This is a genomic window from Streptomyces sp. NPDC087845, from assembly GCF_044742755.1.
Lineage (GTDB): Bacteria > Actinomycetota > Actinomycetes > Streptomycetales > Streptomycetaceae > Streptomyces.
This window is the reverse complement of record NZ_JBIUVC010000002.1, coordinates 774,558-785,923: the sequence shown is the minus strand read 5'-3', so window position 1 is coordinate 785,923 and position 11,366 is coordinate 774,558. Positions and strand designations below refer to the sequence as shown.

At 68.8% G+C, this 11,366-nt stretch carries 7 protein-coding genes, 1 tRNA gene and 1 riboswitch; of the genes, 3 read left to right on the top strand and 5 right to left on the bottom strand.

Annotation, left to right across the window (positions count from 1 at the left end; translation table 11 throughout):
* Positions 1-89: 89 nt before the first annotated feature.
* From ACIOMQ_RS09190 to ACIOMQ_RS09170, 5 genes are all read right to left on the bottom strand, one after another.
* Positions 90-1,034 (bottom strand): aldo/keto reductase, encoded by a 945-nt coding sequence (locus tag ACIOMQ_RS09190; protein WP_362201046.1) that lies wholly within the window; start codon positions 1,032-1,034, stop codon positions 90-92.
* A gap of 254 nt (positions 1,035-1,288) precedes the next feature.
* Complete coding sequence (locus tag ACIOMQ_RS09185) at positions 1,289-2,566, bottom strand: M23 family metallopeptidase (RefSeq protein ID WP_402188380.1); 1,278 nt, start codon at positions 2,564-2,566, stop codon at positions 1,289-1,291.
* 11 nt (positions 2,567-2,577) lie between these two features.
* Positions 2,578-2,730, bottom strand: a riboswitch (cyclic di-AMP (ydaO/yuaA leader).
* 281 nt (positions 2,731-3,011) lie between these two features.
* Positions 3,012-4,175 carry a PP2C family protein-serine/threonine phosphatase gene (locus tag ACIOMQ_RS09180; protein ID WP_362201052.1) on the bottom strand — a complete coding sequence of 388 codons (1,164 nt, stop codon included), beginning with the start codon at positions 4,173-4,175 and terminating at the stop codon, positions 3,012-3,014.
* A gap of 219 nt (positions 4,176-4,394) precedes the next feature.
* Positions 4,395-4,468: transfer RNA gene (locus ACIOMQ_RS09175), tRNA-Met, on the bottom strand.
* A 285-nt stretch (positions 4,469-4,753) separates the two neighbouring features.
* Positions 4,754-5,953, bottom strand: coding sequence for an SPFH domain-containing protein (locus ACIOMQ_RS09170; protein ID WP_362201056.1), 1,200 nt, complete (start codon positions 5,951-5,953; stop codon positions 4,754-4,756).
* 736 nt (positions 5,954-6,689) lie between these two features.
* On the opposite strand from ACIOMQ_RS09170, the gene ACIOMQ_RS09165 reads away from it, so the two are divergent.
* The 3 genes from ACIOMQ_RS09165 (at position 6,690) to ACIOMQ_RS09155 (ending at position 11,363) form a co-directional block, all read left to right on the top strand.
* Complete coding sequence (locus ACIOMQ_RS09165; RefSeq protein WP_362201059.1) at positions 6,690-7,100, top strand: SHOCT domain-containing protein; 411 nt, start codon at positions 6,690-6,692, stop codon at positions 7,098-7,100.
* Between the two features lie 383 nt (positions 7,101-7,483).
* A complete protein-coding gene (locus ACIOMQ_RS09160) occupies positions 7,484-8,878 on the top strand; it encodes an FAD-binding oxidoreductase (protein ID WP_401261716.1) in 1,395 nt (464 codons plus the stop codon).
* Positions 8,879-9,587: 709 nt separating this feature from the next.
* Positions 9,588-11,363, top strand: coding sequence for an Hsp70 family protein (locus tag ACIOMQ_RS09155; RefSeq protein ID WP_402188378.1), 1,776 nt, complete (start codon positions 9,588-9,590; stop codon positions 11,361-11,363).
* Positions 11,364-11,366: the final 3 nt, after the last annotated feature.

Sequence of the window (11,366 nt, the reverse complement as noted above, 5' to 3'; positions counted from 1 at the left end):
CGAACAGGCGACCGCGACCACGATCCGTGAACGGCCGCCCGTTCCCGTCCCCGTTCCCGCTCCAGCCCTCGTGCTCGTGCTCGTGCTCGTCAGGCGGATGCCTCGGTGAGTTCCGCCAGTTCCTGCTCGGTCAGCCGGAGGTCGGCGACGGCCACCAGCGCGGGCAGCTGCTCGACCGTACGGGCCGAGGCGATCGGCGCGACGACGGTCGGCCGGGACGCGAGCCAGGCCAGGGCGACGGTCGCGACCTCGGCGTCGTGCCCCTGGGCGACCTTGTCGAGCGCGGCCAGGACCTTCTGTCCCCGCTCCGACGCCAGGTACTCACCGGCCTTCTCGGCGCGGGCGCTCTCCACCGAAGCACCCGGACGGTACTTGCCGGTGAGGAAGCCGGAGGCCAGGGCGAAGTACGGGACGGCGGCGAGCCCGGCCCGTGCGGCCGTGTCCTGGAGCTCGCCCTCGTACGTGTCGCGCGAGACCAGGTTGTAGTGCGGCTGAAGGGCGACGTACCGGGCGAGCCCCTCGCGCTCCGAGAAGTCCAGGGACGCCTGGAGCCGCTCGGGGCTGATGTTGGAGGCGGCGATCTCCCGGACCTTGCCCTCCTTCACGAGCTTGTCGAGGGCGGTGATGATCTCCTCGACCGGGACGGTCTCGTCGTCGAAGTGCGTGTAGTACAGATCGATGTGGTCGGTGCCGAGCCGGCGCAGCGACTCCTCGGCCGCGGCCTTGATGTTCGTGGCGGAGAGCCCCTTGTACGAGGGGTGGGCGCCGACCTTGGTGGCGACGACGATGTCGGAGCGGTTGGAGCGGGCCGCGAGCCACTTCCCGATGACGGTCTCCGACTCGCCGCCCTCGTTGCCCGGGACCCAGGCGGAGTAGGCGTCGGCGGTGTCGATGAAGTTGCCGCCCGCCGCGGCGTAGGCGTCCAGCACCGCGAACGACTGCGCCTCGTCGGCGGTCCAGCCGAAGACGTTGCCGCCGAGGGCGAGCGGGAAGACCTGAAGGCCGGAGGAGCCCAGCTTGCGAAGAGAAGTCATAAATGGATCAACGGATTCTGGCGGCGCCACTATTCCGACGGGCCGGCTGTTCCGTCGGGCCGACTGCTCCGACGGGCCGACTGCTCCGGTGAGTCAGCTGTTTCCGGCTGTACTGACTGTTCCCGCTGCTCCGGCGGCTGTGCTGCTCCGGCAGACCGGCAGCCCTGACGTCGGGGGGTGAGCGTCAGGGCTGCCGGGGTTCAGCGGCCGGCGAACCGGCTCGGATCACGCGGGTCGGGAGGGTGACCTGCGGATCAGGGGTTGAGGCCCTTGCCGCGCAACCAGGCCATCGGGTCGATGCCGGTACCGGCGGGGGTGTGGACCTCCAGGTGGAGGTGCGCGCCGGTCACGTTGCCGGTCGCGCCGACTCGGCCGATGGTCTCACCGGTGGAGACCTTCTGGCCGACGCTGACGCCGATGGAGGACTGGTGGCAGAACCACAGCTCCGTACCGTCGTCGAGCTCCAGCACCGTGCGGTAGCCGTACGAACCGGACCAGCCGGCCGACTTGACGGTGCCGCCGTGTATGGCCTTGATCGGCGTACCCGTCGGCGCTGCGAAGTCGAGGCCGGTGTGGTAGCCGGAGGACCACATCGAGCCGGCTTGGCCGAAGGTCGAGGTGATCCTGTAGGAGGAGGTCGGAAGGGCGTAGCTGGCGGCAAGCTTGGCGAGCCGCAGGGCCTCGGCCTTCTTCTTGGCCTCTTCCTCCGCCTTCTTCTTCTCCGCGGCGGCCTTGGCCTCGGCGGCGTCCTGCTGCTTCTTGGCCTCGGCGGCGGCCTTCTCCGCGGCCTCCTTCTCCTGGGCGGCCTTCGCCTCGGCGTCGGCGGCGTCCTGCTGCTGCTCGGCCTGCTGGAGGATGCGTGCGCGGAGCGCCTCACCCGCGTCCACCGTGCCCTGTTCGGCCTCGGCGGTGGTGAGACCGGCGGTGGTGAGCGGGGCAGCAGCGGAGGCGGCCGCGGCCTTGTCGGCTTCGGACTCGTCGGAGAAGAGAGAGCCCACGCCCGGAAGGGACTTGGCATCGGGGAGGTTGTCCGCGATGGAGTCGGGAAGGGAGATGGAGACCGGCGGTTTGCTCTGCGCGGTGGCCATGCCGCCCGCGCCGACCGCCGCGATGACGCCGACCCCGAGCACCGTGGAGCTACGGGCAAGTCCGTTGCGCTGCTTGGCGACGCGGTGCTTGCCGCGTACGGGGCGGACGGACTCCTCGGTGGGGTTCCACTCGTCCCAGCCCCGCTCGGGCTCGCCGTTGCCGTCGGCGCGGAATTCGCCGCCGAACCCACCGGCGAAGTCGCCGCCCGGCTCGGTGCCGTACGCCGTTCCCGTCGCAACAGTGGCGTAGTCGGTGCCGTACGCCGTTCCCGTCGCAACAGTGCCGTAGTTGGCGCCGTAGGCGGTTCCGGTCCGGGCGGTCCCGTAGCCGGCGCCGAAGCCGGAGTCGGGTCCGGCCGGGGAATCGAAGTCAGCAACGACATCGGAACCGAAGTCGGGGTTGAACCGAGAGGGGGCCTCGGGGGCAGGCTTGTTGGACGCCACGGGGGCGCACTCCTTTCCTTCCTTCTCGCCTACCGGGTTAGCTGACGGGTTCGGAGCAGGAAGGTCTCCTACGGGCCCCTCCGTCTCTCACGAGACGCAGGTGTCCGATTCACCCCATGTAGGTGGTTCCCCGGTTCCCTTGCGGAATTCGGCGCTCGCGCACGGTGCCGCCACTGACGACGGCTGGGACGACCGCGCTGCGTTATCGAACGTTAATAGACACCCGTGCCTGATTCCAAGCTGTTCCCACTGATCGTTCATGTCTTTGGCCTGGACTTTACGGGGCACAACCGGGCGGAACGGTATGAGTTGATCGACCCTCAGTCATTACCCGGATTCTGACGTTGCGTCAAATGTTATGCGGAGCGGTGCGCTTCGATTACGTACCGTGGCATCCCGCGCCCACGGCCGCGCCCGGCTCGCGCGGAGCTCACGCCCCCGCCCCTCACGCCTCTTCCAGACCCACGATCTTCACGGTCCTGCGCCGGTCCGGCTGCCCCTCCGCGGGACGTACGACCGCGAGCAGCGCCATGTCGTCGGTCGTCTCGCCACCCGTGTGCAGCCGTACGTCATCGGTCAGCGCGGACAGCAGCTCCTCGGGCCCCGGGAAGATCCGCCCCCGCAGCCGGGCCGCCGGGTCGTAGAAGACGCCGTCGGCGTTCCGCGCCTCGGAGAGACCGTCCGTGTACAGGAGGAGGGTCGTCCCCGCCGGCAGATCCCACTCGTCCGCCCGGTCGGGCCACACGCCCAGGTCCATCCCGAGGGGCAGCGCGGGCACCGTGGGCCCCAGCACCTCCAGTTCCCCGTCCGGGTGCAGCAGGATCGGCTCGGGGTGACCGCGGTTGACGATCCGCACCCGGGACCCCCCGGGCGGGATCTCGGCCAGCACGGCGGTGATGAAGCCCTCGACCGCGTCGAGCCCGCCCCGCCGCGTCCCCTCCCGCGCCAACGCCCGCTCCAGCCGCTGCGCCACACCCTCCAGCGAACGCTCCTGCTCGGCCGCCTCCCGGAACGCCCCGATGATCACCGCCACCGACTCGACGGCGTCGAGCCCCTTCCCCCGTACGTCCCCGACGACCAGCCGCACCCCCTGCGGGGTGTCCGTCACGGCGAACAGGTCGCCGCCGACGAACTCGTCCGCCTGCGCCGCCTCGTACCGCGCCGCCACATGCAGCCCGCCGATCCGGTCGGACGGCTTCGGCAGCACCGCCCGCATGGCGGTCTCCGCGATGACCCGCGCGGAGGCCAGTTGCTCATTGCCCCGCCGTACGACCCCGTTGATCACAACGGCGAGGACGGAGACGGTGGCCAGGGTGAGCAACTCGATCAGCGGCACGACCTCCGGCAGCGTGGCGCTGTACAGCCGCAGCACGATGACGGCCAGCATCGAGGCGATGCCGGTGCAGATGGTCCTGGACAGCGAGAAGAACGGCGCGGCGATCAGCGGCGCCGCCACGAACAGCGGAACGGCGGTGAAGGTCGGCGGCGTGAGGAGATCGAACACCAGCCCGCCGACGATCATCAGGGCGGGCAGCGCGCGGACGAACCGCCGCGTGCGGGTGCCGTCGCCCTCGGCATGCCTGCCGCGCCGCCTCAGCCGCTTCCACACCTGTGGTCTCCTGCCCGGTACGCGCGCGGCTGCGGACGGTACCGCGCCCCACCCCAGGCTCACCGGAGCAGAGTCGCCCGGCGACTCCTCATCGGCCAATGGGGGTACGTACGTGGCACAGCTCACACACCGCCCGGACCTGCTCCTTCATGGGTCGACGGGTCGGCCGGAACGAGTCAGGCCCGGCACGCTGCATGCGTGCCGGGCCTGACTCTTCAGTAGCGGGGACAGGATTTGAACCTGCGACCTCTGGGTTATGAGCCCAGCGAGCTACCGAGCTGCTCCACCCCGCGTCGGTAAACACAACTGTACGGCATGTGCGGCGGGCTCATGACCACGGAGCGAATCATGACCGCCCGGCGCCCACTCCGGCGCCCACTCCGGCGCTCGCCCGGCGCCCACCCGGCACGCGGCCGTCGACACCCGACGCCCGACGCCCGACGCCCGGCCCCAGCAGTCGGTCGTTGCACCCCGCCCCGCCGCCCCTTCTCCCCGGGGCCCCGCAGCTCCGCAACTCCGCGGCTCCGCGGCTCCGCGGCCTCGTGGCCCTGCCGTCCTCAATTCGTCTCGGGGAGCCCTCAATTCGTCTCGGTGATACGGGGAGCGGTCTTCCCGTCGACCGCCGGGGACTTCATCGGATTCGCGCCCCGTTGTAGGGCCTGGAGGATCGCCAGCCCCTGGCCGACCACGCCCGCCGCCATCTCGTTGACGCCACTGGTGCCGTTCAGAACGGTGAGGTCCGCCCCCGACATGCCGCGGGCGGCCGCGTCGGCCAGGACGGGCAGGTTCTCGACGATGCGGTTGGCCGCGATGAGCTCCTGGTTGCCGTCGCGCAGCGAGGCGGCGCGCGCGCTGTTGGCGTCGGCCTGCGCCTGGGCGAGGATCCGTTCGGTGTACGCGTTGCCGTCGGCCTCGAACTTCACCCGGTCACGGGCCGCCTCCGCGAGAGTGCGCTGCCGGTACGCCTCGGCGTCCGCCGGGCGCCGCACCTCTCCTTCGAGTCGTTGCGCGGCGAGCGCGGCCTGCCGCTCGGCCAACGCGGTCTGCTCCTCGATGACCTCCTGCGAGGCCCTGGCCCCGGCAAGGGGCCCGGCCTGCGCGGCGCGGGCGTTGTACTGCTCGGTCTCGGCGAGGAATCCGGCCCGCTTGATCGCGGTGTCGCGTTCGTACTCCGCCTTGAGCGCGGCGGCCTGCTGCTCGCGCTGGCTGGCCTCCTGGTCGGCCTTGGCCTCGGCGATCCGGGCCTGGCTGGCGACGGCGGCGGCATGCGGGGCGGCGAGGTTCTTGATGTAGCCGGTGGCGTCTTCGATCTCCTGGATCTGGAGGGCGTCCACCACGATGCCGAGTTTCTCCATCTCGCCGTGGCTGCCGACGACAACCTCCTGGGAGACCCGGTTGCGCTCGCGGATGATCTGCTCCACGGTCAGCCCGCCGACGATGGAACGCAGATGGCCCGCGAAGATCTGGCCGACGAGCTCCTCCATCTGTTCCTGCTCGGTCAGGAAGCGGCGCGCCGCGTTGGCGATGGACACCGCGTCGTCGCCGACCTTGAAGACGGCGACGGCCCGGACGTTCAGGCGGATGCCCTGCTGCGTCACGCAGTCCTCGGTGATCTCCGCCTCGCGCAGTGCCAGGGAGAGCATGCGCGCCTTCTGCTTCACCGGGAGCACGAAACTGCCGTGGCCGGTGACGATCCGGAACTGGGTGTCCAGCGTCTGCCCCTTGGAACCGGATATGAGCATCGCCTCGTTGGGGGCGGGAACGTGCCAGAAGAACATCGGAAGACTCCTGCCGTACGTGTCTGCACATCCGCTCACACGGCTGCGTGAGCGCTCGACGCGGGTACGTCACTGCTCGACGCGGGTACGTCACTGCTCGACGCGGGTACGTCACTGCTCGACGCGGGTACGTCACTGCTCGACGCGGGTACGTCACTGCTCGGCATCGATACGTCACCGCCTCGCGCGGATACATCGCTTCCCGGCGCCCTCGTCACCGCTCGGCGCCCTCGCATCGCCTCAGGGCGGCAGACGCTCCACGATCACGCCGCGCGCCGAGACCAAGTCGACGACAACGACGCGTGCGTCCCTGTCGATCGACGTCGCCGACCATGCGGTATAGGCCTCGGACCCACCCCGTACGGCCACCAGTACTTCCCCCGGGCCCCCGACCGGAATCGGAACCGTGACACGGCCGATCGCCCCGACCGGGCTCCGGGCGGACTCATCTGCCGTGCGCATGTGCCCTCGCGAGCGTCCATGCGCGGGGCTGCTCGCGCTGCCGCTCACGCCGCTTCTCACGCCGCTTCTCACGCCGCTTCATGAACACGGGGCGACCCCGCCTCCTGGAGGCCGGAGCCTCCCGGGCCTCCCTCGACATTCCCACGGTACTCCGCAGTCGCGGCAGAGGGCGGCCCGGAGATCACCCGGAGGCAAGGCCAGATATCTGGTGATATGACTGATTTACCATTCAGCCAGTCGACGCGATGAATTCGCTGTGATCAGGGAGCCGACCGTGGACAATTACCCCCTGCTCAACCTCTTCTGGACCATGCTCTGGTTCTTCCTCTGGATCATGTGGCTGTTCCTGCTCTTCAAGGTCGTCGCGGACATCTTCCGCAGCGACGACCTCGGCGGCTGGGGCAAGGCGGGCTGGCTCATCGTGGCCCTGCTGCTGCCGTATCTCGGCGTCCTGCTGTACGTGATCGTGCGCGGCAAATCCATGGGGAAGCGGGAGATCAAGGAGGCGCAGGACCGTGAGGCGGCCTTCAAGGCGTACGTACGGGAGGCCGCCGGCACCTCCGAGGCGAACGCCCCGAAGGAGGGCAAGCACGTCGACGACCTGGCGAGACTCGCCGAGCTCAAGGACCGGGGCGCCATCACGGACGAGGAGTACCAGCGGGCGAAGACGAAGCTCCTCGTCTGAGCGAGCACACCCCTGCCGGACGTGTGGGTCCCGTATGCCCCCGGGCCCGTGAGGTCCGTGAGGTCCGTGGAGCCTGTGCGCCCCGGACGTGAGGGCCGTGGAGCCTCTGTGCCCCGGTCCGTGGGGTCCGTGAAGCCTCTGTGCCCCGGCCGTGAGGCCCGTGACGCGCATGTCCCTTCTCCCCCGCGGTCCGGCGACTGGCACGGTTCCCGGACCGCGGGGACGCTTGAAACATCAGGCCATGGTGGCCGCTTCCGCCCCCGGTTCCCGGGGCGCCGAGGCGTCGGCGCCCCGGGCGTACCGGGGCGCACACTCCGACGGCCCGGCAGCGGGGCCCGGCGGCGTGCGGTCACCGTCCCGGCGCGCGAGAGGAGGGCCGGACCATGAACGGCAGCGGCACCAGGCTCGAAACCCCGGACGCGTTGCGGGCGGTGCTGCGCGGCCCCGTGATCGGTCCCCGGGACCCGGAGTACCGGGACGCCCGCACGATCTACAACGCCATGATCGACAGACGTCCGGCAGCGGTGGTGCGGTGCAGCGACGCGGCGGACGTCATGGCCGCGGTCGATGCCGTCCGCGACGAGGGGCTCGTGCTCGCTGTCCGCGGCGGCGGACACAGCGGCGCCGGCCTGTGTCTGGTGGACGACGGCGTCACCATCGACCTGTCGCCCATGCGCTGGGCGCACATCGACCCCGCCGCGCGAACGGCCACGGTCGGCGGCGGCGCCACGCTCGGCGACCTCGACCACGCCGCCCACGCCTTCGGACTGGCCACCCCCGCCGGAATCCAGTCCACCACCGGTGTCGGCGGCCTCACCCTCGGCGGCGGCCACGGCCACCTCACCCGCAGATACGGCCTGACGGCCGACAACCTGCTGGCCGCGGGCGTGGTCCTGGCGGACGGCACCGCTGTGACCGCGAGCGGCACCACGCATCCCGACCTGTTCTGGGCGCTGCGCGGCGGAGGCGGGAACTTCGGCATCGTCACCTCCTTCACCTTCCGGATGCACCCGGTGGACACCGTGGGCGTCGCCATCACCCTCTGGCCGGTCGACCGGACCCCCGACGTGCTGCGCTGGTACCGCGACTTCCTGCCGGCGGCCCCCGAGGACCTGAACGGCTTCTTCGCCGCGCTCACCGTGCCGCCCGGTCCGCCGTTCCCGGAGGAGGTCCACGGCCAGCGGATGTGCGGGATCGTGTGGTGCTGGACGGGCGGTCCCGACCTCCTCGAAGCCACCCTGAAACCCGTCGGCGAACCCGGCCCGCCCGCCTTCCACTTCACGGCGCCGATGCCCTATCCCGCCCTGCAGTCCATGTTCGACGAGCTGCTCCCGGCCGGCCTGCAGTGGTACTGGCGCGGCAACTTCTTCGACCGGATCTCCGACGACGCCATCGCCGTACACGCCAAGTACGCCGAGAACCTCCCCACCGACCTGTCGACCACTCACCTCTACCCGGTCGACGGCGCCGCCCACCGGCCGGGCCCCGACGACACCGCCTGGGCCTACCGGGACGCGGTCTGGTCCGGCGTCATCGCGGGCATCGACCCGGACCCGGACAACGCCGGGAAGCTCAGGCAGTGGTGCGTCGACTACTGGGAGGAGCTCCACCCGCACTCGATGGGCGGTACGTACGTGAACTTCATCGGCGCGGGCGAGACCCCGGACCGGGTACGCGCCACCTACCGCGACCACTACGACCGCCTGGCAGCCGTCAAGCGCACCTACGACCCGTACAACTTCTTCCACGCCAACCAGAACATCGAGCCGGCGGCCTGAGGGCTGCGCCCCTACGGCGCGTCCATAAGTCTCCGCGGACCGCCGCGAGTTCACCCGTCATGGCTCATCGCTCCCGCCGGGGAGATCATCGTCCCGGTCCCGGACGTCCCCGCGAGTACGGTCGCGGTGGGCAGGACGGAGGCATCCACTCGCGCACGAGGTCCACAACCGCGGAGCGCCTCGACCGGCCGACACCGATCGAGGCGCTCCCCAGCAGGTCAGAGGAGTTTTCCCCTTACCACCGCACGTAGGCCGTGTGGGACTCGAACCCACAACCAACGGATTAAAAGTCCCGGCAGAGTCCTGCCGGGACTTCCGTTGGGCACTCCGGTGATCCAGAAATTCCTGGTCAGAGACCCGCCCTTGACGTTCGGTCCAGATCTGAGCCCGTCGTGCCAGCACGTCCGCTCACGCATCGCTCACGCATCCTGGCTCAATGACGCCTAGCCGTCCAAGTGCCGCGAGCGTGCGCATGACTGGGCAGCAGTGACGCAGCGTCTGAGGCCGCGAGGTCGAGCACGACTTCTTCCGTCCCTGTGGACGCATGACAAGTACGACTAAACACACAACTCCCATCAATTGGCTTTGTAATTCAAATATGGGCTATTCGGGGAGTTTTTGACTGAGGAAACGATCCTGAAATTCCTTACCTACTGCACGCATTGCGACCATCGCCGGGACCTATTTCTACGCGCGCAAGGATGCAAATATGACCTTCAAGCCACTCGCGGTGGCGGCCGTGGACTTCGGAACCCACGGCACAGGGTTTGCGTGGGCGCCCGTTGACGCACGGAATGCCCGCGTCGAGGACAGGGTGGTCAATTTCTGTAACCGCTGGCCCGCTATGCCTGTCGCTACGGCGAAGAACCTTACGGCTCTACTGCTGGACGAGAGCAGTAATGTTACTGCTTGGGGTTTCGACGCCCGTAAGCGAAGTCTGACGATGCGCCCTGACCAGCTCGCCAAACATCGATATCTGACCGCTTTCAAGATGGCGCTCGACGGCGATCCCTTGCTCGCCACCGGCGATGAAGGGGCCCCGCTGGCTTCGGCCGATACGGAGGCCGCCGGAACTGATAGGAAGTGGCTTCCCGCCTTCGGCGCTATCGCCGCATACCTGCAGTGCATTCGAGAGCAGGCAGTCGACCAGATCACCGCCAGCGGATACAGCGAGGACGTCATTCGCTGGTGCTTGACGATCCCCGGCAGCTGGTCGGACTTCCAGAAGCAGGTGATGCGGGACGCAGCAAAGACCGCCGGCTTCCCGACGGAGGAAGGACGGCTGTTGCTGGCGTACGAACCTGAGGCCGCTGCCCACCATGCAAGGGTCAGCGGTACACGGGTTGAACGCCGCGGGAGGGGATCCAAGTCAGCGACACTGATGACGCCAGGGGTGCGCTTTCTCGTAGTCGACTGCGGGGGCGGGACCGTCGACACAACCGCATACGAGAACGACCCCGACGGGTTGATGGTCGAGCTAGCCCGCGCCGAGGGCGCCAAGTTGGGGTCGAACTACATCAATGAAGCGTTCCTCGACCTTCTGGCTAAGCGGCTGGGTGGCCACGAGGTCGTCGCTCAGCTCCGGCAGCAGCACCCCGGGGCATATCTGGAACTCCTCGACGCCTGGGAGCGGACCAAGCTCAACATCACGTTCAAGCACGTCGACACCGAGTACATCACCCTTCCGGCCGCGGTCGACCGATTCATCGACGACGCCACGCGTACGCGTCTGGCCCGGCTCCAGGACGACGTCACCGACGCCATCGCTATCAGTCCGGAAGAGGCCAGGAGACTGTTCGAAACGGTAGTCCCCGGCATTCTCCAACTCATTGATGAGCAGCTCGAAGCGATGCAGAAGGCCGCAGCGAAGGGAACCCAGCCTCCGGTTGTGCTGTTGGTCGGCGGTTTCGGAACCTCCGCGTACCTACAGGCATCGGTGGAGCAGCACGTTGCCGGCCGCGCGCAGTTTTTGGTGGCCCCCGATCCGAACGTTGCGGTCCTCTTTGGTGCGGTGCACTTCTGCTACGAACCCCACACCCGGGCCCGGCGGGCGAAGCTGACCTACGGAGTACAAACGTCCATGCTCTTCGAGGAAGGCGTTGACCCCGAAGAGAGCAAGTACCAGGACGAGGACAAGCGCGATTTGTGTAAGGACCGCTTCTCCGTCTTCGTGCGCCAGGACGACGCAGTGCCGACGGAGAAGGAAGTCAATCGCAGCTACCAGCCGGTGTTCGCCAACCAGGACGTATTGACTGTCCCGCTCTATACCTCAGATCGCCCCGACCCGCGCTATACCTCTGATGAGGGCTGTGTGAAGGTCGGTGAAGTATCTGTCGACTTGACGAAGGTCATGCGCTTCGCACTGGAAGACCGGGGAGTCCGAGTCTTCATGAAATTCGGCGAGACAGAGGTCAAGGTCCGTGCCGTAGTCGAACGCAGTGGCGAAGAGGCGTCGACCGAACTCCGCTTCCATAACAACCTCTAGGGG

What these genes read in the sequence shown, in the direction of transcription:
- ACIOMQ_RS09190 (WP_362201046.1), bottom strand. Translation starts at nt 1,034, where the DNA reads ATGACTTCTCTTCGCAAGCTGGGCTCCTCCGGCCTTCAGGTCTTCCCG.
- ACIOMQ_RS09170 (WP_362201056.1), bottom strand. Translation starts at nt 5,953, where the DNA reads ATGTTCTTCTGGCACGTTCCCGCCCCCAACGAGGCGATGCTCATATCC.
- ACIOMQ_RS09160 (WP_401261716.1), top strand. Translation starts at nt 7,484, where the DNA reads ATGAACGGCAGCGGCACCAGGCTCGAAACCCCGGACGCGTTGCGGGCG.
- ACIOMQ_RS09155 (WP_402188378.1), top strand. Translation starts at nt 9,588, where the DNA reads ATGACCTTCAAGCCACTCGCGGTGGCGGCCGTGGACTTCGGAACCCAC.